At 34.8% G+C, this 20,929-nt stretch carries 17 protein-coding genes and 1 pseudogene; 9 read left to right on the plus strand and 9 right to left on the minus strand.

Annotation, left to right across the window (positions count from 1 at the left end; translation table 11 throughout):
• Positions 1 to 7: 7 nt before the first annotated feature.
• Genes ABWU47_RS04790 through ABWU47_RS04800 form a run of 3 tightly spaced genes read right to left on the minus strand, consistent with a single transcriptional unit; the run spans position 8 to position 1,502 of the window.
• Positions 8 to 487 (minus strand): hypothetical protein, encoded by a 480-nt coding sequence (locus tag ABWU47_RS04790; RefSeq protein ID WP_077188072.1) that lies wholly within the window; start codon positions 485 to 487, stop codon positions 8 to 10.
• A 3-nt stretch (positions 488 to 490) separates the two neighbouring features.
• A complete protein-coding gene (locus tag ABWU47_RS04795) occupies positions 491 to 718 on the minus strand; it encodes a F0F1 ATP synthase subunit C (RefSeq protein ID WP_006014985.1) in 228 nt (75 codons plus the stop codon).
• Between the two features lie 58 nt (positions 719 to 776).
• A complete protein-coding gene (locus ABWU47_RS04800) occupies positions 777 to 1,502 on the minus strand; it encodes a F0F1 ATP synthase subunit A (RefSeq protein ID WP_022626288.1) in 726 nt (241 codons plus the stop codon).
• 229 nt (positions 1,503 to 1,731) lie between these two features.
• Between ABWU47_RS04800 and ABWU47_RS04805 the strand changes: the two genes are divergently transcribed.
• Complete coding sequence (locus tag ABWU47_RS04805) at positions 1,732 to 2,019, plus strand: hypothetical protein (protein WP_077188073.1); 288 nt, start codon at positions 1,732 to 1,734, stop codon at positions 2,017 to 2,019.
• 120 nt (positions 2,020 to 2,139) lie between these two features.
• The gene (gene pheT / locus ABWU47_RS04810; RefSeq protein ID WP_236514775.1) at positions 2,140 to 4,479 is read left to right on the plus strand and encodes a phenylalanine--tRNA ligase subunit beta; all 2,340 of its coding nucleotides are present in this window, start codon (positions 2,140 to 2,142) and stop codon (positions 4,477 to 4,479) included.
• Here the strand turns inward: pheT and ABWU47_RS04815 are convergent.
• On the minus strand, positions 4,470 to 7,217 hold the full coding sequence (locus tag ABWU47_RS04815; RefSeq protein ID WP_353285603.1) for a hypothetical protein: 2,748 nt from the start codon (positions 7,215 to 7,217) through the stop codon (positions 4,470 to 4,472). The two genes, pheT and ABWU47_RS04815, sit on opposite strands and share 10 nt — an antisense overlap.
• 54 nt (positions 7,218 to 7,271) lie before the next feature.
• Positions 7,272 to 10,640, minus strand: a complete 3,369-nt coding sequence (locus tag ABWU47_RS04820; protein ID WP_077188076.1) for a class I tRNA ligase family protein — start codon at positions 10,638 to 10,640, stop codon at positions 7,272 to 7,274.
• A gap of 260 nt (positions 10,641 to 10,900) precedes the next feature.
• On the opposite strand from ABWU47_RS04820, the pseudogene ABWU47_RS04825 reads away from it, so the two are divergent.
• Positions 10,901 to 12,283, plus strand: a pseudogene (locus ABWU47_RS04825) (peptide MFS transporter).
• A 139-nt stretch (positions 12,284 to 12,422) separates the two neighbouring features.
• Here the strand turns inward: ABWU47_RS04825 and miaB are convergent.
• Positions 12,423 to 13,742 (minus strand): tRNA (N6-isopentenyl adenosine(37)-C2)-methylthiotransferase MiaB, encoded by a 1,320-nt coding sequence (miaB, locus tag ABWU47_RS04830; protein WP_006279599.1) that lies wholly within the window; start codon positions 13,740 to 13,742, stop codon positions 12,423 to 12,425.
• A gap of 507 nt (positions 13,743 to 14,249) precedes the next feature.
• Here miaB and ABWU47_RS04840 point away from each other — a divergent pair.
• Positions 14,250 to 15,218, plus strand: a complete 969-nt coding sequence (locus ABWU47_RS04840) for an IS110 family transposase (protein WP_077190114.1) — start codon at positions 14,250 to 14,252, stop codon at positions 15,216 to 15,218.
• A 274-nt stretch (positions 15,219 to 15,492) separates the two neighbouring features.
• On the opposite strand, the gene ABWU47_RS04845 is transcribed toward ABWU47_RS04840, so the two are convergent.
• A complete protein-coding gene (locus ABWU47_RS04845; RefSeq protein WP_006279601.1) occupies positions 15,493 to 15,747 on the minus strand; it encodes a hypothetical protein in 255 nt (84 codons plus the stop codon).
• Between the two features lie 72 nt (positions 15,748 to 15,819).
• Here ABWU47_RS04845 and ABWU47_RS04850 point away from each other — a divergent pair, with 72 nt between their 5' ends.
• The 4 genes from ABWU47_RS04850 to ABWU47_RS04865 are packed head-to-tail and all read left to right on the plus strand — an operon-like array spanning position 15,820 to position 17,454.
• Positions 15,820 to 16,149, plus strand: coding sequence for a transposase (locus ABWU47_RS04850; RefSeq protein ID WP_049973609.1), 330 nt, complete (start codon positions 15,820 to 15,822; stop codon positions 16,147 to 16,149).
• On the plus strand, positions 16,133 to 16,768 hold the full coding sequence (locus ABWU47_RS04855) for a transposase (protein WP_082246250.1): 636 nt from the start codon (positions 16,133 to 16,135) through the stop codon (positions 16,766 to 16,768). Before ABWU47_RS04850 ends, ABWU47_RS04855 begins: the two co-directional genes overlap by 17 nt.
• Complete coding sequence (locus tag ABWU47_RS04860; RefSeq protein ID WP_049973607.1) at positions 16,765 to 17,019, plus strand: hypothetical protein; 255 nt, start codon at positions 16,765 to 16,767, stop codon at positions 17,017 to 17,019. The genes ABWU47_RS04855 and ABWU47_RS04860 overlap by 4 nt, the downstream gene beginning before the upstream one ends.
• Before the next feature lie 60 nt (positions 17,020 to 17,079).
• A complete protein-coding gene (locus ABWU47_RS04865) occupies positions 17,080 to 17,454 on the plus strand; it encodes a TrbC/VirB2 family protein (protein ID WP_006279664.1) in 375 nt (124 codons plus the stop codon).
• Here ABWU47_RS04865 and ABWU47_RS04870 read toward each other — a convergent pair.
• Together ABWU47_RS04870 and ABWU47_RS04875 are read right to left on the minus strand one after the other, a co-directional pair.
• The gene (locus ABWU47_RS04870) at positions 17,430 to 18,428 is read right to left on the minus strand and encodes a pyruvate dehydrogenase complex E1 component subunit beta (protein WP_006279663.1); all 999 of its coding nucleotides are present in this window, start codon (positions 18,426 to 18,428) and stop codon (positions 17,430 to 17,432) included. The genes ABWU47_RS04865 and ABWU47_RS04870 overlap by 25 nt on opposite strands.
• A 240-nt stretch (positions 18,429 to 18,668) precedes the next feature.
• Complete coding sequence (locus tag ABWU47_RS04875; RefSeq protein WP_077188086.1) at positions 18,669 to 19,766, minus strand: ATP-binding protein; 1,098 nt, start codon at positions 19,764 to 19,766, stop codon at positions 18,669 to 18,671.
• Positions 19,767 to 20,485: 719 nt separating this feature from the next.
• Between ABWU47_RS04875 and ABWU47_RS04880 the strand changes: the two genes are divergently transcribed.
• Positions 20,486 to 20,662, plus strand: a complete 177-nt coding sequence (locus ABWU47_RS04880) for a hypothetical protein (RefSeq protein ID WP_174930852.1) — start codon at positions 20,486 to 20,488, stop codon at positions 20,660 to 20,662.
• The last annotated feature ends 267 nt before the right edge of the window (positions 20,663 to 20,929 follow it).

Here is a 20,929-nt window from a genome sequence, read left to right on the forward strand (position 1 = left end):
AAAACCCCTAAAATTCTTTGGACACCAAGTCAGCAATAAATTCCTCTTCAATTTCAGAATTAGTCAATTTAGTATAATAAATTAAAGCAATACTAGTAGCCATTTGTTTTAACTGATCAGTATATTCAGATTTAAATTCTGCCACTTTTTTTTCAATAAGCTTGCTCTTTTTTTTGTCTTCCTCTTCTAATATATTCTTAACATTAGCTCTCATTTCTTCTACCTGAGCAAGTGCATCATCTATGATTTTTTTTGCCTGTATTCTAGCTTGGTTTAAAGCGGCATTATACTTGGCAATCTGCTCTTCCGTGAGTCTTAAAAGATGAACAGAACTATTAAAAGAACCCAATACTTCTTTACTTCTAGTGCTTATTATTTTATCTAACTTTGGTAAAAATAAACAACTTACCACGAAAAAAAGTGAAGAGAAAAAAATTAAAAACCAAAAAACTTGAGAAAAGAAGGTTGAAACATCAAGCTGTGGCATCTGTTAAGCAGCAAATATTAATAACATTGCAAGTACAAACGCAAGCAATCCCATGATTTCAACCATGGCAGCACCAATATAAACATAACTTTTCATTTTACCTTCTGATTCAGGGTTTCTCGCAATCCCATTTAACATAGCAGAAAAGATATTAGCTATACCTAAACCAGCACCGAGCATTCCAAACACAGCTAAACCAATTGCTATAAACTTTAAAGCTACTAAATCCATATATTACCTTTAATTTTTCTTTATAATATAATTGTAAAATATTCTACAAGGAAGTCAATTACTTTACTGCATCTGACAAATATACACATGTTAATATAGTAAATATATAAGCTTGTAAAATTGCAACAAATACTTCAAATCCTATCAATGCAATTATGAACAAAAACGGCGCAGGAGTGAAAAATATGTTCATATTTACAATAAACCCTGCTATCACTTTGATGATTGTATGACCAGCAATCATATTTGCTGCAAGCCTTATTGATAGGCTAACCGGCCTTACTAAATAAGCAAACAACTTAATAATAATTATTATAGGTGCAAGCCACGAAGGAGTTCCTTTTGGTAGCAATATGCGTAAAAATTCTACTCCCCTTTCTTTAAATCCAACAATCGTTATATAAATAAAAACCACCATCGATAAAGCGAAGGTGACTATCACATGACTTGTGACCGTGAAACTATAAGGAAGAACACCAACTAAATTACACGATAAAATGAAAATAAATACTGTGAATATCAATGGAATGTGCTGCAAGCCTTTGCTTCCAGTGTTATTTTCTATTATTGAAATAACAAAATCATATACATACTCAACTGCAGCTTGCAAATATCCTGGTATTACTGACCCCTTCTTTATTCCAAAAAGCAAAAAGAGTATCATCAATATCACCGAAATCATCGTGAAAAAAGATGAATTGGTAAAGCTTACGTCATACCCAAATAACCTAGGTAACTCTATTATTGTATATACTTTAAATTGCTCTAGCGGATTTAACGCCATTTTGACCCTATGTACTTGAACTATAACAGTAAATAAAGTATGAATTTTATAGGACAAAGTCAAGGGTTAAGATAAGGCTCTGTGTTATTATAACATTGATACATTAACAAAATATGTAATTAGAGTGTTAATTACAGTCAGCTCTGTATTTTAAAATTTACTAATCTTATTAAATTATTTAACTTAACATCTTATTTTAATTATAATTTAATTTTTAGTGAGGTATATAATGAACGAAATAGATTTTATTAACGCTAATCATCCTTTAAATTTAGAGCAGGAATTTGGTAACGGATACATCAAATTGACAGATGGTTCCTTTAACGAATATACTGGCCATTATCAAATAGGAAGCGAAATACTAGATGAAAGCCATAATATGATAGGAGACTTAACTATAGATGGCTACATTCATAGCTTCCATGCAGATACCCACAATATGAATCTTAAATCCTTTACGGAGATAGATTTAAAAGGTGATATAAAGAAGATAAATTCTCTTTACAAGAAGATATAAAGTTACAAAAACTTCTGCATCATTGCTTGTGATACAGAAGTCACTTTTCATTCCACTACAATAAGCTTTAAAATCACTACATTTTACATTACAATAACTTTTTCACTTCTTTTTAGGTCCATGAAATTCACATTATCTTGGTTATTAGAACACTTAGAAACCAATGCTAGTTTAGAAGAAATTACCGATAAATTAACTCACATAGGGTTAGAAGTAGAAGATGTGATCGATAATTCCAGATTGACTGGGTTTATTGTTGCAGAGGTATTAGAAGTCGTACCTCATCCAAATGCTGATAAATTAAAATTATGTAAAGTAAATGATGGAAGTAAAATTCTACAAATAGTCTGTGGAGCAAACAATGTTAGAGAAGGTATGAAAACTGTACTTGCATCTCTTGGTAGCACGTTGCCAGAAAGTGATCTCACAATTAAGTCCACAAAAATACGAGGAATGCTAAGTGAAGGGATGCTCTGCTCTGCTTCTGAACTTGCGCTGGTTCAAGAGGAAAGTGAAGGAATAATCGAGCTTTCCGATGATTATAAAGTAGGGGATAAATTTTTCAATTGTGACCCTGTAATTGATATAAATGTTACTCCAAACCGTGGAGATTGCTTAGGCATTTATAGAATAGCTCGCGACCTTGCTGCAACTGGAATTGGGACATTAAAGACTTTAAGCATTCCACAACTTACCAGCTCCATAAATTCACCAATCGATGTTGAAGTTACTGACGGGGAAAGTTTTATTAGTGGAATATACATCGCCAATGTAAAAAATCAAGAAAGCCCAAAATGGTTAAAAGATAGGCTGGAATCGATAGGAATGCGCTCCATTTCTGCAATAGTTGATATCACGAACTATATTATGATATCTTTCAGCCGCCCAATGCACGCGTATGATGCAAAAAAAATAGAAGGAGAGCTCACAGTACGCAAAGCAAACGACGGAGAAAAATTTGCTGGTTTGAACGGTAAAGAATACTTATTAAACAAAGACATAAGCGTTATTGCAGGTGATAAAAATATTCATGGAATTGCTGGAATTATAGGTGGTAAGTGCAGTGAATGTACTCTTGAAACTACTGATATCTTTTTAGAGTCTGCTTGGTTCGATCCCATCTCTATTACTAAATCTTCAAGGCAGCTCGGCATCTCCACAGACGCTAGTTACAGATTTGCACGTTCAGTTGATCCTGGATTTACTTTTGATGGACTCAACCTTGCAGCTAAAATGATTCTGGACTTATGTGGTGGAGAAACCTCAAGCGTAGTGTCTGCTGGCAGTTTAGATAGTGCTGACACCAAGGTGAGCTTTGATTATCAGGATGTGAACAAGTTTGGAAGTGTGTCTGTATCGCCTGATGAGGTGCTTGATATCTTAACGAAACTAGGGTTTAGTATTGATAAAAAAACCGAAGGCAATTGGAATGTACAAGTACCAAGCTGGAGACCGGACGTGACAATACCTGCTGACCTAATCGAAGAAGTAACAAGGATATACGGCTATGACAAAATAAAAGAAGAACCACTACCAAATAATGTTGAAGAAGTAGATAGTACATACGACAATTTGCGTATTTTGATGACAAACAGAGGGTTTCATGAAGTGCTAACCTGGTCGTTTATGAGTGAATCAACAGCTGAAAAATTTGGTTACTCGAATAAGTTATTTATCATCGATAATCCGTTTAACAATAGCTTTAATATAATGAGACCAAGTATTATGCCAAATTTATTGCAAGTTACTGCTGATAATATTGCCCATGGAATATCTGATCTTGCAATCTTCGAAATTGGGCCGATTTACGATGGTGAAGCTCGGTCTAAACATGTTTTAAGTGGGATAAGAACAGGAAATAATTTACCGCGAAACCATTATAATACTGATAGAAAAGTAGATGTTTTTGACGCAAAGGCTGATTGCATAGCAGCTTTGGAGTTTTTTAACGTCAATTGTGATAATTTAACGATAGAGAGAGCAGAAAAAGAACATTATCACCCAGGAAAGTCAGGCACTCTCTCTTTTAAGAATAAAGTAGCAGGTTATTTTGGAGAGTTGCATCCTAATATATTAGATCTTTTTGATATCAAGCAAAAAGTTGTAGGTTTTGAGGTGATATTAGAAAATATTGAAAATTTACCTGTAAGTAGAAAGAAATTTATCGATTATAAATACCAAAGTGTAAAACGTGATTTTGCATTTATTGTAAATAAGGATGTGAAAGTAGGTAACATAATCAATGTGGTAAAAAAAAGCTCAGAGCTCATCACAGAAGTTTTAGTATTTGACGTATACCATGGAAATAATATAGAATCGAATAAGATGTCTATAGCATTGTCAGTTACTTTCTGCTCTCCAACTCACACTTTAACTGAAAAAGAGATCCAAAAAGAATCAAGTGCTATAGTTAATTTAGTATGTGAAAATACCGAAGGAACTTTGAGAACTTATCGTTGAGTCACAATCATAGTTTCCTGCCGTTGCTGTGTCACACTTACTTCATCCAATTTATTTCCAATATTGAATTCAATATCCTTGAAAAATCTATCCCACATTCCATGCAAATGCTCTTCTATTTTAGGCCACACATCATTTTTAAATGTTACCCCACCATCAGAAAATAAATTACCTAAAAAGGCTCCAATACCTTCATAATTTAACTGAAAACATTGAAGAAATGTCTCTCCTTCTTTACAAGTATTATGTGCCACATTTAACGCTTTTCTCTCTGTAGTCTCTTTATAAACATTTGATGCTCCAATCTTTATTGCACCAAACATAACTTTACTCCAGTTCTTAACTTTCTGTATACAACCTTCACTATTTCCTGGTATATTATTTATTATATCTTTTGTCAAATTATCTATCAAAGGAGACAATAAACCTTGATAAAAGTGCTTGATATTATTTTTTGTTTTTATCACAGGACTTTTTATGCATTTTTCTGCCAAATAGTATTCAAGTTCCGCTTCCTCTAACAACTTCTTAACTGCTTCTTCGTTAAAAGTTTCACGCTCGAACTCCTTCAGTAAATCATCCTCTATTATTGCAAACTTTATTTTTTCGCGAGATTTTAGTTCTTCTATGTAATCATTTTTTGTTTCTTCATTTATCAACAATCCTTTTTCTTCTAATTCTAACTGTTTTAATGCTTTGAGAATTTCTTGGTTATTTTTCAAATGCTTCTCTATTAATTTTGTACTTGGATGCTGTTCTCCTTTCCTATTTCGCTCACCTTCTAAATATTTGTTTAAATCCTCATTTTCTTCTATTACTTTCCTTAACGATATAGGTTGCTCTAAGCATTCTGCAATTTCCGCTCGGTGCGCATTAATCCTCTGTACTAAATCCGGCTCCTTTTCCTCTAACAGCTTACATGAATCCTCTATACCCTTTGCTTGGCCTTTGAGTACATTTTGTTTTTTGCATTTCGTTATTTCTAAATATATCTTTGCTACAAAAGCATTTACTTTATCTGAAGCTTCTTTTAAATTCTCACTCAAAGAACCTTTTATCTCCTTTTCTAAATCCCGAAACTGGTCTATTAAGCTGAGCATGCCTAATAGGCCTAACTCACCCTTGGCTTTTTTCATTACTGATTTTACTAGCCTTTGCTCAACTTCTTGATCATCATACTCGAACTTAAAAAGACCTTCTAACCTTCTTCTTAAAACATCACCTGCTAAATTATTCTTTTTTACATCTCCATATATTTCTTTCAATTTTTCATGTATCCTAATATATCTTTTTTGTCCTTCTTTTTTTAAAAGATTAATCTCTTCTTTAGCATTACCTAGAGCTGTCTCTGTTTCTCTACTATGTATATATTTATAAACATCAATAATTGTTCTCTTAGCTATCTTCCCTTCTTCTTTAAGCCGCTTCCATTCTGCTTTAAATATAGGAAGCTCACTATCATCTAAAACATCCGGTACTTTTGCTCCTGCTTTTTTCAGATCTCTTATTATCACTTCTTTCTCACCTGGTAATTCCTTACCTCGACTCTCTAATTCCTGTCTCACTAAAGAATTTTTTATCTCATCTTCCAGTGAAAAACCTTCTTTCCGTCTATCCAGCTGAAACCTAACTGCTTGTATAAAGGCAACTTGATAGGCGTTGTATATTAAGTGAGTTGTCAACTTAAAATCTATGCTACTTACCACTTTTAACCTGAATTCGTCCAACAATTCCTTCAATTTATCATATGTAATCTCTTTCTTTTCTAGCTTTATCAGTTCTTCCATAGTCTTCGCAAATTCTTGAATAGAAGTTGCAAGCACATCCTTGATTTCATTGCGTAAGGGCTTAAGACCATTTTTTAAATTGATGTTAGTTGACAATTTCAGTACGATGCTATGCTCTGAATCCCGCGTCACATCAAACCACTTGTTATTTTCATTTTCATACAAATCTCTAAGCAATCGTTTAAATTGCGGTGGAAATTCTATTTCCATATCCCACGCAATATTTGGTCCAGTAACTTCCTTTTCATGAAAAGACACCTCAATATTTTGATGCTTATTAGAATACCGCCCCATACTTATTTTAAGAGCAGTAACTAAAGAGTGAGATAAATCTCTATTTAAAAGATAAAAAGTAGCCAAAGCAATTGTTGCAGGAATAAGTAATGCTGCAAGCATAGCTATATTAACAAGAATCACTATTGCAGCAAGAACACCATATGCCAGTCTTTTTGCTGTACTTTCACTTACTTCACTTTTTTTTGTTTTATTCTCCTCTGAACTGATTTGTGTCTTATCATTTGTTTTTAATTTATTATATACGGCTAATCCTAACGCAGTGAAAACTGTATAAGGAAACATTAAAACTGATAGAGCTAAATTTAATACTTTCTTCTTCGGGCAAGCTCGATTTACCTCTTTAAATATTCTACTTGATATATTATACCAAGAAGTAAAAAAATCAGAGTTATAATCTTTATAATGAAATATACTGAGTGGAACGTCAAAATTAGCTAACGGCTCTTGTTCTTCCACAGCATCAAAAAATTCTTCTTCCTCTTCTGAAGTAGCAAGACCTAAATCATTCCCTTCTTCTACATTAGAAACAGCTTCCATAGCATCAAAAGACTCTTCCTCTTCCAAAGTAACATTGGAAATAGATTCTACTTCACCTAAATCATCACTATTGTTATTTAAGTCAACAACTTTCTTACAATCTACAACAGCATTCATACCATAACCTTATCCAATTACCTTAAGTATAGCACAAACACTGACGATTTTCAACTACTGACAATCTAACTTAATACCAACACTTAAATCCTGATATTCCTTAGAATAAAAGTTAGTTCCAATTTCTGTATTAATTTCTAAAGATAAGGAAAGAGTCTGCTCTTTTATGTATTCACTCCATTTACTTGTCGCTTTCCTAATTTTCTCATCTTTTGTTTTTATGATCACCTTAATTCGATCAGATATATGAAAATCAGCTTGTTTCCTAGTTTCCTGAATAAGTCTCACGACATCTCTTGCAAGCCCCTCTAGAATTAATTCATCATTTAAAGTGGTGTTCAGAATCACAATTCCTCTGTTATTATCAAACACGGAGGAAAATTCACTGTTTGCTTTTAACAATAGTTCATATTCGCCTTTTTTTATAGTATAGTTCTCTGTTTCATCTCCGAGGAATATTTGCTCATTTTCAACTTGCCACCATTTCCCCTCTTTGACATATTGAACTAGTTTCTTAATTTTATCTGGAACTCTTCTTCCAAGCACAGGAAAATTTAATTTTAACTCTAGTGATGCAATACCTTCGAGCCTGTTTACTAACTCTAGCTTTTTTACATTTACCTCATCTTTTATCATCTCCTGGTACTCATTTGAATCTGCAGCACACTGGATCCCAGTGTCAGCTACTTGGATAACAGGAGAGAACTCTGGGATGACAGAAAGCGGTTCACCTTCAAGAAAACTACAGGAAGACTGATGATAAATGATCATACTGCCAAGCGGCTGTCTGATACGTATATTAAAAGTGTTTCTGATCGAAAGTGCAGAGTTGCACACCTCTCTCACTAGATCCATCTTGGCAATGAGCTGACTATCAAACTTCTCTAATTGTGGAAAATTAGCCAAATGAACAGATGTTTCTTCATACTTAAGCCCTTGCCATATATTCTCTGTTATAAGTGGCAACAAAGGAGCTGCAGCTCTTAGTATGTAATAAAAAACCGTATATAGAACATTATAAGCATCAGTTTTATCCTGATCCAAATCACTTTTCCAAAAACGCTCGCGACTGCGACGAATATACCAATTATTTAGCACTTCAAAAAAGTTCATTAAAATTTTGCAAGCCTCTTGGGAGTTATAGCTATTCATAGAAGCTTGGATACTTTCTATAGCTTCAAAACATTTGGAAATCATGTAGTGATCAATAGTACTTTGATAATCCTTACAAACTTCAGCTTTAATTCCATCTGCATTTGCATACATAGTAAAAAAGTGATAACTGTTCCAAATAGGTTTTATTACGTTTTTCAGAACATCTCGTATTGAGTTTCCCTCTTTATCAAGCAGCAAATTACCACCACAAACAATAGATCCAGAAAGCATAAGAAAACGCAGTGCATCAGAACCATATCTATCAAAAACCTCCATTGGATCTGCATAGTTATTCAAACGTTTGGACAACTTTTGCCCTTTTACATCCAAAACAACACCGTGGCATATGCAGTTCTTAAATGGTTCCCTATCAAACAAAGCAGTGGACAATACAAAGAGCGTATAAAACCACCCCCTGGTTTGCGCTATGTATTCAGTGATAAAATCCGCAGATTCAAACCACTCCTTATTTTCAAACGGATAGTGGATTTGCGCAAATGGCATCGAGCCAGATTCAAACCAGCAGTCAAACACGTCAGGTACACGGCGCATAACTGATTTTCCTGTTGGATCATCAGGATTTGGTCTTGTTAAAGTATCGATAAATGGTCTGTGCAAGTCGTCTATTTTAACATTAAAATCTCTCTCCAGTTCTTCTATTGAACCATATACATCTACTCTTGGATATCTCGCATCATCTGATTTCCATACAGGGATTGGCGTACCCCAGAATCGATTGCGTGAAATTGACCAGTCGTGTGCCCCTTCAAGCCATTTTCCAAATTGACCATCTCTAATGTGGTTTGGTATCCAATTAACTCTCTTATTTAGCTCTACCATTCTGCTTTTGAATTTTGTAACAGCAACATACCAAGAAGGCATAGTGCGATAGATCAAAGGAGTGTCAGTTCTCCAGCAGTGTGGATAATTGTGAATATATTGTTCAGTTTTAAACCAATTCCCTTGCTCTTTTAATTTTTTTATTACTGTATCATTGGTATCAAAAACATGAACCCCTGCCAAATCTGAAATTTCAGCAGTAAATTTTCCACTGTTATCAATTGGACAAATAACTGGAATATCATGACTTTGGCAAAGGTAAAAATCTTCCTCACCAAATCCAGGAGCAGTGTGTACAACGCCAGTACCATCTTCTCCTGTAACATAATCAGCAACAAAAACACGGAATGCATTCTTTGTATCTTTAAAGTAATCAAACAGCGGCTTATAGGAAAGATCTACAAGATCATCTGCTTTAAATTTTATATTGCAGTTTTCATATGGAATATTGCTTTGTTCACAGTGGCTGACAAATTTCCCTAAATAACTTTCAGCGAAGATGTAAACTTCATCGTTAACTAGATCTTTTGCATTATCCCCTGTCATCCCAGTAGCCCCCTCCCCTGTCATCCCAGTGCTTCGACACTGGGATCCAGAAATAGATTCCAGCGTCACGCGCTGGAATGACATCAAAGGGTGGACTGACACTGCACAATACTTAATATCTTTTCCTATTGCTAAAGCCAAGTTGCTCGGCAACGTCCAGGGAGTTGTAGTCCAAGCAAGTAATTTACACTTTCGTTTAACACTTTTAAACTGCTGTGGGTTTTCTAAAAGCTCAAATGCAACAGTTACAGCTTTGCTAGTCTTTTCTCTATACGCGTTATCTAGTCTTGTTTCAAAATTAGACAATGGAGTTTCGCACGCCCAGCTATATGGAACAACGCGCACTGATTCATACACTAGACCCTTATCATAAAGCTGCTTGAATGCCCACATGACCGACTCCATGAATGATTTATCCATGGTCTTATAGTCATTGTGAAAATCTACCCATCTTGCTTGTCTATTGACATATTTTTCCCACTCTGATGAAAATTTCATCACAGAAGTACGGCAATGATCGTTAAATTTATCTATACCAAACTTCTCTATCTCAGTTCTACCAGATATTCCAAGTTCTTTTTCTGCACCCATCTCAGCCGGCAATCCATGGCAATCCCAGCCAAATCTACGTTCAACCCTTTTTTGAAGCATAGTTTGATATCTTGCAAATGCGTCTTTGATGAAACCAGTGAGTAAATGTCCATAATGCGGAAGTCCATTTGCAAACGGAGGCCCATCGTAAAAGACAAAACAATTATCCTTGGAACGTTCTTCAACTGACCGCTCAAAAACTTTGTTTTCCTGCCAAAATTTTATGATTTCCTTTTCTAACGATGAAAAATCAGGACTACTTACTGTATCAGGATAATGCTTTGACTTCATGTTCGCTATGTAAAACTAAAGAATATAGGGCTTTCTGAAAAATTACAAATTCAAAAATATTTCCGTAGCTCACACCCCAACAAACTATTCTGCCGAGTTTCCAATACCTTTTTTTAAGTTTTACTTGCAGTTTTTATTGTTTTACTTAACATTAACCCAAGCTTTAGGGGTATTTTATGGATCAGAAGACAGATAAGTTTCCACAATTTTTAAGAATGTTGTGCTTTGTTGAAATGTGGGAACGTTTCTCTTACTATGGAATGAGGGCACTTTTGGTCCTATTTTTGACTTCTCACTTAGGTTTCACTGATGAGAGGGCCTTTACTATTTACTCATTATTTGCTGCAACAGGTTATGCTATACCAATACTTGGAGGTTTTTTAGCTGATAAGTTGATGGGATTCCGCAACATGGTATTGCTTGGAGGGATAGTGATGATAGCAGGTCATGCCTGCATGTCATTGGTTGAGTTTGAACCAGGTTTATTATATTTAGGTTTATCTCTAATAGCCGTAGGTACTGGTATGTTTAAAGGAAACGTAACTAACTTACTTGGTTCATGCTATGGCAAAGACGATCCTGAACGTAGCAGAGGCTTTACTTTATTTTATGTAGGTATAAACCTTGGAGCAATATTGGCTTCTATTTCATGTGGTTATGTAGCCCACTTATTTGGTTGGCACTACGGCTTTGGTTTAGCTGGCATTGGGATGTCTATAGGGCTAATCTTTTTTCTCAAATTTCAGAGTCTTTTAGGAGATAGCGGCCTTTCTCCTTATCCAGAGCTTATGAATAAGCGCATATTAGGGATTAAAATCTTTGGTATAGTATTGATAGGAAGCTTTCTGTAATCATCAATAATTGCTAAAATGCTTATACATAGTGAATTTTTTACTAATATGCTCATATTTGTTGGAATAACAGCTCTAGGCATATTTATTTATATAATATCTAAATTATCAGCAGAACAAAGACGAAAATTAGTGGCATTATCTATTCTTGTGGTATTTTTCTTGTGTTTTTTTGCTTTAGAAATGCAGCTTGGCTCTTTGGTTAACTTATTCACCGAAAGAAACGTTATTAACAATGTATTAGGTATAACAATTCCAGCTTCAGTTTCTCAAGCCATAAATCCTTTATCAATTATAATACTTGGCTTTCTTTTTGGAACATACATGAAGTTTAAGCAAAAATATGCAACTTCCATGTTTACCCTTGGCCTTCTGACAATGGCTATGTGTTTTTTCACACTGTACATAGGATGTTTAAACTCTAACAGCGAAGGTAAAGTAGAATACTTATATTTAATAATTGCTATCTCCTTTATGGGACTGGGAGAATTATGCATTGCTCCCTTAGTTTTAGAACAATCAACTGCACTAGCTCCCCCAAATTTTAAAGGAGTAGTAATGGGTATAACAACGATGTCGTTAGCATTTTCTAACCTAGCCGGAGTTGCAATATCAAAATTTATGTCAGTTCCTTCAGTAAACGGTAAAATAAATTATTTAGAATCTTTAGAAATATATAAAGAGGGTTTTTTAAAGGTGGGAATATTTAATTTAATGCTCGTTATTGTATTTTTATTCTTCTTCAATTTTATACATAAAGTTGTTACTAACTCATCTTGTACAAAAAATTGATATAGGTAAGCTCAAATTTGTAGGTTTAAGGTACCCGTTCAGCAGAGGTAGCAATTAAACTTTGTAACTTTTGAAAAAGATTATGATTGCATTTTTTCAATACTCTTTGCTTAAGATTTATATTTAACGCTGCTTAAAATCAGTGAAATGCACACCCCAGCAAACTACTCTGCCGAGCTTCCAACACTTTCACATTTACTATTTTGTCCCTGTATTTATCTTCAGAATCATCAATGCACACTGATTGCATATATGGGCTTTTACCAATAATTTGGTTTTGGTGTTTACCTTTTTTATCGCTAAACAGAACAGGTATAGTTTTACCTACCATACTCTGGTTAAACTCAAGTTGTTGCTTACTAATTAATTTCTGTAAACGAAGAAGGCGCTCTGTTTTAACCTCTTCTGGTACTTGATCTTTTCTTTCCGCTCCCGGTGTGCCTGGTCTTGGGCTGTATTTAAAACTATAAGCCTGAGCATATCTAACTTTTTCTACTAATTTCATAGTTTCTTCAAAATCTTTTTCGGTTTCTCCAGGAAAACCAACAATAAAATCAGAAGAAAATTCGATTTCAGGTTTCAATTTGCGAAATCTGTCTATTATTTCCAAATACTCCTCTGCAGTGTGTTTCCTGTTCATCGCGTGCAATATTTTATTCGAACCAGACTGCACAGGCAGGTGAACAAACGGCATGAGCTTTGGCTCTTCCGCATGTGCCAAGTAGAGAGATTCATGCATATCTCTTGGATGAGAAGTTGTATAACGAATCCTCTCTAGCTTTTCAATTTTAGCAATATGACTAATTAATTTTCCTAAATCCCACACTTCCCCTTCGCACTCCCCATGGTAAGCATTGACGTTCTGACCAAGCAAATTGATCTCATTTGCCCCATTTGCAACTAATTTCAATGCTTCATGAAATATTTCATTCACTGGCCGTGAATACTCAGCTCCACGAGTATAGGGCACTACACAAAACGTACAAAATTTATCACAACCCTCTTGTATGGCAAGAAACGCAGAAGACCCCTGGCTATTGCCATAGCATTCATCTGGCAATTTATCAAACTTTGCAACTTCAGGAAAATCAGTGTTTATTACATGACCTTTACTTCTGCTTGCTTTGACTATCAGCTCCGGTAAGGTAGCGATACTCTGCGGACCAACAACAATATCAACAAAAGGAGCCCTTCTGAACACTTCTTCTCCCTCTGCTTGCGCTACACACCCAGCCACCACTATAGTCATTTCTTTTCGTAACGAATGAATCTTCCCAAGCTCTGAGTAAAGTTTTTCTGCTGCCTTCTCTCTAATGTGACAAGTATTCAGTATCACTAAATCGGCTTTCCCTGCATCACTAACAACGTTGAACCCCAAAGGTTTAATTACATTTTCCATTAAAACGGAGTCATAAACGTTCATCTGACAGCCGTAAGTTTTAATATATAGGCCTTTCATATTTGGTATGTCTTTTTCAAAATTTCTTCACCCTACACGTAAATGTCTAACAGACCAGCGCGTGACGCTAGTGAACTTGCTAGCACAATAGATTTTGACAAAATTATACGAAAAACTGGATCCCAGTGTCAAGCACTGGGATGACAAGTTCTCGGCAACCCCTACGTCATACCATCACGGTATCTCTAGATCCCGCTAACAAGTAGCGGGATGACGGTTGTCAGGGTGTCATGAAAGTAGCTAACACTGGCTTCCATCCAAGAGGGCAGTGCCCTCTTCTTGTCATCCCAGTGCTTGACACTTGTATCTTTATGATGTGAGGCATTAGAGCTAAAATACCTCACAGGGAGGGTGAAGCTGATGCGACACTAATGCCATTAAGGCCGAATCCCAGATTTTGCTTCCCTCCCATAGAGTTAAAGACTGAACAGTATCTTTTGGAATTATATCCCGTATTACAAGGTTAGTCTAAACTCTCAGTTTATTTATAGTCTTGGAGGCAATTTTATGCAAGTAAATGCTATTTTGGGTGTGGATATTTCAAAAAAGAAATTTGATGTTTGTTTGTTAGTGGACAGTAAAAAACGACACAAAGTCTTTCAAAATAATCAAGATGGTTTTGCAAAACTTGTAGTTTGGTGCAATGGCCATGGAGCAAATCTTACTCATTTATGTCTTGAAGCAACTAGTTGGTATGGAGAAGATTTGGCTACTTTTATGCACGATTTAGGACATAATGTCAGTATAGTAAACCCAGCCCAAATCAAAGCTTTTGGCAAAAGTGAGCTGCTCAGAAATAAGACAGATAAATCAGATGCAGCTATGATAGCTAGATTTTGTATCGCCAACAAACCTGCTCTTTGGAAGCCCATTACACCTGAAATGAGGCATTTGAGGGAGCTTTACCGTTGCATGCAATCGCTAAAAGATGATAAGGTGCAACAGACAAATCGCTTGGAAAACAAAAATATGCATTCCAGTTGCAAAGAAGCTATATCTAAAGTAATTTTGGCAATAGAGGAGCAAATTATTGTTCTCGAAAAAGAAATTAATGAGCATATAAATAACTATCCACATCTAAAAAATATGGTGGAAAACCTTAAGACTATAAAAGGTATAGGATATCTTACTGCTGTTGCTGTTGTCGCAGAAATGCCATCAGTTGATAACTTTGACAATGCTAAACAATTTACAGCTTTTGCTGGTCTAAATCCAGGACATTATCAATCGGGATCGTCAGTAAGTAAGAGAAGTTGCATATGCAAAATAGGATCTGAGCGTATTCGAAAAGCTCTTTATATGCCAGCTATAGTAGTCAAAAACCATAATAATCATTTTCAAAAGTTTTGTCAGCGTCTAGCAAGTAAAGGCAAATGTCCAAAAGTCATAGTTCTTGCGTTAATGCGAAAATTAATGCATGTCTTTTTTGGTATTCTTAAAAATAATCAACCATTTAATTGTAATTTTGTTGGATAATTTGTTTGACAGCAGAGACAGTATCTGGGATGGCTTTGTTGCATCGCTACTTATGAAAGGCTAACTATAGTTAGGATTATAAGTAACCTATTGAAAATCTTGTTTTTTTGCAATCAATCTGATCAAATTTAAGAATAGTAATTTATTATTTACATTAATAAATTTAATTCTATTGAAAATAGCTAAAGCATTGAAATTCTTGAATTTTAGCCGGATTAGTGAGTGGTAGTGAAATTTCTTTTACTCAAATTTAGGTATTCACTGACCGTTCTTGTTATAAATACCAGAATAATAAGCTACTGATATTCTCCATCTTTTTTATCTTTAATCCATCATAGCTAGCGATGCAACAAAGCCCACTGGGATCCAGGAAAAAGAATGGTGTCATCCGAGTAGCTTGACACTGGCATCCAGGAAACTTAATTGCAAGTAATGCATTGAGTTTGGTGAGTATGGGTTTTGCGTTATAGAATGAAGCACTTTTGGTGAATTTGTAAAGAAAGCTGGATCCCAGTGGGCTTTGTTGCATAGCAACTGAAAAATCTGGTGGCTACTGACAAAATTCATTATAAAATAGCCATTTAACCTTGAAAGAAAAAATATGCCACAAAAAATGAGGGTCAGTAACCATAGCGAATATAACAAATTTCTAGAAAAAAGAGGAAATATTTTTCATTATACCAACGAAGCCATAGAAAAGTGGTACGAGAATGGTCCAAAAATACCAGGTGGCAACAATATTTATAGCGATAAAGTTGTAATTTTGGTGCACATAATAACTTGTTTATTTAGAATAGGCCTGAGGCAAACAGTTGGGTTTATAGCAGGATACCTTGAGCAAATTGGGAAAAATTTGCAAGTTATCAGCTATTCACAATCATCAAGAAGGTTTAAGAAACTCAATATTAAGATCAATGATTGCAGAAAATAATATGGAAGATATCGAAATTGCTATAGACAGTACAGGAATTAGTATATACAACAACACTCCTGGTCATAGCAAAGAAAATAGCGAAGATAGAAAGTATCGCAGCTATGAACAGACAAGAAAATTGCATGTAATGTTGAATACAAACAGCAAAAAAGCCATAGCTGTAAAATACAGTAACGGTGTCTACTCTGATCACTATGGAGCTTGTGATTTGCTAAAAGAAGTCGATTTTCAGTATGTCATAAAAGTACTATATGCAGATAGGGCATATGACAGAGAAAAGCTCTATAAGCTGTGTAATCAATATGGTATAAAAACGAAAATTCCTCCGAAAAACAACGCAGCAGAGCATCCAAAATTGGATTATATGCTTGATAGAAATGCCGCTATTCAGTTAATGAAATTACATGGTGAGAATGGTATAAAAAGATGGAAAGAAGAAGTAAATTACGGAAAAAGATCGTATATTGAAGGATTTTTCTCAAGGTTGAAGCGAATATTTGGGTTTAGTTTTAGGAGCAAATCTGAAATTAATCGTGAGAAGGAACTGCTACTCAAGTGTTATTTGCTTAACAAATTTACTGAAATAGGCATGGCTAAGTTTGAGATAGCTTCATGAATTTATTGTACGTTACCTACTATCCGAAGAGCGATGCAACAAAGCCCACTGGGATCCAGTTGAGCTATTTCAACAAAAATACTGCATTTGAGATGAACGTTCCAGACTTATTTACAAATATAACAATTAAAGTCTGGATTCCAGCGTCAAGCACTGGAATAATATCGTTTACTATGTCTATATTACAATATTTGTGCAGTTGTGTATCAACTACTTTTGTGGCACTGTTTGTTATTCAATCTTTATGCTAGTTTTACTAAAAATTATAGTATTTTAGGTATAATTGCAATATCTAAATTTAAGGTATAGAGATGAACCCTAGGAAAGTTTTTAATATTCTTTTTATAGTATTATTTATTTCTTTTTCTCATGTTGGGAGTGCTGCCGCTGACACTAATACTGATACAACTGCTCAAGTAATATGTAACATTATTGGCTACGTTTGGGGAATAGGCGGACCGCTTATGACCGTAGTGATAATAGGTGCAGCTTTGCTTGCGATATTTGGTAGAATGCCATGGCCAGCTCTTTTTGCACTCGGTATATTTTGTGCTGTATTTTTCGGTGCTAAAACTATCGTCATAAAAGTAATGGGTGGTATAGGCGGCACTGGAAATACTTCTTTGATGGACCAATGTGGAACAGGAGACACAAAAAAGAACTATTTTTTTCTAAAACAGACCTGATGTACGGCTTTAACTATATCTTCCACTTGTGGTAATGCTTTTTTTTCTAGATTTGCAGCGTAAGGTAAGGGGATGTCCTTGCCAGTTACGCGTACAACTGGAGCATCAAGGTAGTCAAATCCTTGTTCCATAACAACGGCTGACAGCTCTGCTCCTATTCCTGCAAATGGCCATCCTTCTTCTACACTAACTAACCTATTAGTCTTCTGAATAGAGTTAATAACAGTTTGAGTGTCAAGTGGTCTTAAGGTTCTGAGGTCAATAACTTCAGCTTCTATACCTTCACTCGAAAGTAAATCTGCTGCATTTAAGGCATCCATTAATTTTAATGAAAAAGCAGTGATAGTTACATCCTTTCCTTCCCGTATAACAGCAGCTTTGCCTATTTCAAGTAGATAATCTTTGTTTGATAGCTCAGAGTCAGAAACTTCATGCTCATGTCCATAAGCTATTTCGTTTTCTAGAAATATTACCGGATTAGGGTCACGAATTGCAGCTTTAAGCAGACCTCTGCAATCGGAGGCAAAATAGGGTGCTATTACTTTTAACCCCGGTATATGCGAATACCAAGCTGCAAAGCATTGAGAATGTTGTGCAGCAACTCTTGCTGCAGCGCCATTTGGTCCACGAAATACTATAGGGCATCCAAGTTGTCCGCCTGACATATAATTTGTTTTTGCTGCGGAATTCACAATTTGGTCAATAGCTTGCATAGAAAAATTAAAAGTCATAAACTCGACTATTGGCTTTAATCCAGCAAATGCCGCTCCAACAGCAAGGCCAGCAAATCCATGTTCGGTAATAGGCGTATCAACTACTCTGTTTTCTCCAAACTCTTTCAGTAATCCTTTCGTTACTTTATAAGCACCATCATACTCTGCAACTTCTTCACCCATGATAAGCACATCAGAGTCGTTTTGCATTTCTTCTCTAATTGCTGTGCATAAAGCTTCTCTTACACTTAAGGTTGCCATTTATAAACTTTTATAGACTTTAACTAAAGTAACTATATCAGAATTACTGGGGGTAAGTAAAGTGTACAAATTAAGTTTTACAAACATCATGACCAACTCATTCCAAAAAAAAATCTTCTCACGCTTGCTGTTTTTTGTTGCTGGAAATGGCTGGATTATTTAAGCTTTTAGTAATGTATGTTGTTAAATTAATAGCAATTTATTTGGAAATAACAGAAAAATTTATGATAGTTTTATACTCTAAATAGAATAAGATACTTCTGTCTGTGTCTCCACGTTTGAAACTAACCTTATTCTATCTCTTTCTTGTTCTGGACTTAACCTGTGAAGCGCGTAACTGAAATCTTCCTCACTCACTATAAGCCGTCTTTGCGCACCAGCGCTAATGTTTGCTTCATTCACTAATTGCTCTAATTCAGCCCCAGAATAGCCTTCAGTCTTGTCTGCAATGTCTTGGAGGTTTAGCTTTTCATCAGTTTTTGTACCTCGCATATAAAGTTCCAATATCCTTTGTCTCACCTCTATGTTTGGATTAGGGACATAAACCTTCTGACCTAAACGTCCAGGTCTAATAAGTGCTGGATCTATACCACCGATAAGGTTAGTTGCACCAATTACTATTATATCTTTTCTGCTCTTAAATCCATCTATTTCAGTTAACAACTGTGTTAAACTCTCTCGACAATGGTAAGCTGAGTTATTAGCGGTACTTCTTTTTTGAGCAACTGCATCTATTTCATCTATAAAGACTATACAAGGAGAATATTTTTTTGCTATTTTAAAAAGCTCGCGTACAGCATGTGCACCATGACCAATATATACTCCAATAAGTTCAGGACCTGAGATGCTTATGAAATTCATATTTGATTCACCTGCAATTGCACGAGCGATAAGTGTTTTACCATTTCCAGGAGGGCCATGTAATATGTAACCTCTTAGTGAATTAATACTTTTATTTCCAAACAGCTTGCGCATTTCTTCTGTCATTTGGTCACAGCAAATCATCTGCAACCGTTGTTTTAAGGAGTCATCAATTATAGCATCAGCAAATGTTATTCTTTTATCATCTGAATCAGCTAATTCTATCGATATAGGCAGCTCTACTTCCTTTAGTTTGCTGAATATTTGATCATATATAAACCAAGCAATAAAAAAGAAAACGACAAGTAACACAAAAGGCATAGCTTCACTAACATAATGTGCAGCTAACTCATACCCTTTACTGAGCAACGTTGTATGCATATAGGCAAACAAAAAAGCGATAGAGATAATAGTTGCCACGCATAGTAAACAGATTGAAATTCTTTTTAGTAATTCTGAAATTTCAATTTTTTTCATCTTAATATCTTATACCAATTTTAAACTAAGAATAATTTTATCTAGCCTACCTATTTTAGCTTGATTAGAGCGTTCCGAAAAATTATCAAGTACGTACTTTAACTTATTAAATACTAAAAACAATATATCCCCATATTGTCACATACGTCCTTAAAGTTTACCAAATTCATTTTCAAAAAACAAGATTTTATTATTAACCCGAATTCTGGATTAGATTTTAGGTAAATTATTGAAAGTCTTGAATTTTACTAAATTAGTAACTAGTCTTAAAATGCTTACTGCTTTATCGTAAATGCTAAAACAATAAGCTATTGATATTCTTGTTTTTTTTAATCTCCAATCCAGAATTCGGGTTAAAAACGCTAACTTGTATCTTCAAGAAGTAAGACATAATAGCTCTAAAATGTCTTGCAAGGAAAGGTAAAGCTGAACGCTAACTTATGCCAGAAAAATACCGTCTTGTTTGCCTTTTTGAGTAGTATCATCTTATTTTTCCTGTAAATTTTGTTTATAACGCCTAAGATTTACGATATTTTAATCCCGGTAGAATATCTTATAAAATCAGATTATATGTTATACCTATGGAAATAGATAACTTTCAGCAATATTACAACCAAGAAGAAATGAAGACAGTAACATTAGCTCAAATTTATAAAGACTTGGTAATAAAGATATCCGATATAGCCACAAGCAAAATGTAAGCTACTATTAATGGTATTATGGAAATAGCACCAACGATACCACCTACTATACCTACTACCAGAGGTGACGGAGTAGTAAGGCTTAATATAATAAGTGGGAGAGATATAATTGATAGTATTATAGAAATTACACCTACTGTTTTCAGAAGAGATAGAAATCCTTTTGAATCTAAGTGTTCTTTTTCCCTTAAATAATATAAAGAAAATGCTTATACACATTATAGCACAAAGTATTACTGCTGCTATTTTTATTATAGCTGCTGCTATAAGTGCTGCTAAATAAGCTATATTCATTATAACTTTACCACTAAACTTAATAACACTGCAATTATCACACACCATAATAAAAAAGTCAACTCCATATGTTTAGGTTGTAAAATCCCAAAAAGCAGCCAGAATAGAATAAGCAAACATTTACGAATTGAATTTAGTGCAAACAAGGGTGTTGATATCAACCATACT

The sequence above is a fragment of the Wolbachia endosymbiont (group A) of Gastracanthus pulcherrimus genome (genome assembly GCF_964028265.1).
GTDB lineage: Bacteria > Pseudomonadota > Alphaproteobacteria > Rickettsiales > Anaplasmataceae > Wolbachia > Wolbachia pipientis.

Bases quoted from the DNA above. Each gene is read 5' to 3' on its own strand.
- pheT (WP_236514775.1), top strand. From the start codon at position 2,140: ATGAAATTCACATTATCTTGGTTATTAGAACACTTAGAAACCAATGCT.
- miaB (WP_006279599.1), bottom strand. From the start codon at position 13,742: ATGAAAGGCCTATATATTAAAACTTACGGCTGTCAGATGAACGTTTAT.
- ABWU47_RS04845 (WP_006279601.1), bottom strand. From the start codon at position 15,747: ATGCAACAAAGCCCACTGGGATCCAGCTTTCTTTACAAATTCACCAAA.
- ABWU47_RS04870 (WP_006279663.1), bottom strand. From the start codon at position 18,428: ATGGCAACCTTAAGTGTAAGAGAAGCTTTATGCACAGCAATTAGAGAA.
- ABWU47_RS04800 (WP_022626288.1), bottom strand. From the start codon at position 1,502: ATGGCGTTAAATCCGCTAGAGCAATTTAAAGTATATACAATAATAGAG.
- ABWU47_RS04805 (WP_077188073.1), top strand. From the start codon at position 1,732: ATGAACGAAATAGATTTTATTAACGCTAATCATCCTTTAAATTTAGAG.
- ABWU47_RS04875 (WP_077188086.1), bottom strand. From the start codon at position 19,766: ATGAAAAAAATTGAAATTTCAGAATTACTAAAAAGAATTTCAATCTGT.
- ABWU47_RS04790 (WP_077188072.1), bottom strand. From the start codon at position 487: ATGCCACAGCTTGATGTTTCAACCTTCTTTTCTCAAGTTTTTTGGTTT.
- ABWU47_RS04865 (WP_006279664.1), top strand. From the start codon at position 17,080: ATGAACCCTAGGAAAGTTTTTAATATTCTTTTTATAGTATTATTTATT.
- ABWU47_RS04815 (WP_353285603.1), bottom strand. From the start codon at position 7,217: ATGAATGCTGTTGTAGATTGTAAGAAAGTTGTTGACTTAAATAACAAT.
- ABWU47_RS04880 (WP_174930852.1), top strand. From the start codon at position 20,486: ATGGAAATAGCACCAACGATACCACCTACTATACCTACTACCAGAGGT.
- ABWU47_RS04840 (WP_077190114.1), top strand. From the start codon at position 14,250: ATGCAAGTAAATGCTATTTTGGGTGTGGATATTTCAAAAAAGAAATTT.
- ABWU47_RS04795 (WP_006014985.1), bottom strand. From the start codon at position 718: ATGGATTTAGTAGCTTTAAAGTTTATAGCAATTGGTTTAGCTGTGTTT.
- ABWU47_RS04855 (WP_082246250.1), top strand. From the start codon at position 16,133: ATGATTGCAGAAAATAATATGGAAGATATCGAAATTGCTATAGACAGT.
- ABWU47_RS04820 (WP_077188076.1), bottom strand. From the start codon at position 10,640: ATGAAGTCAAAGCATTATCCTGATACAGTAAGTAGTCCTGATTTTTCA.
- ABWU47_RS04850 (WP_049973609.1), top strand. From the start codon at position 15,820: ATGCCACAAAAAATGAGGGTCAGTAACCATAGCGAATATAACAAATTT.
- ABWU47_RS04860 (WP_049973607.1), top strand. From the start codon at position 16,765: ATGAATTTATTGTACGTTACCTACTATCCGAAGAGCGATGCAACAAAG.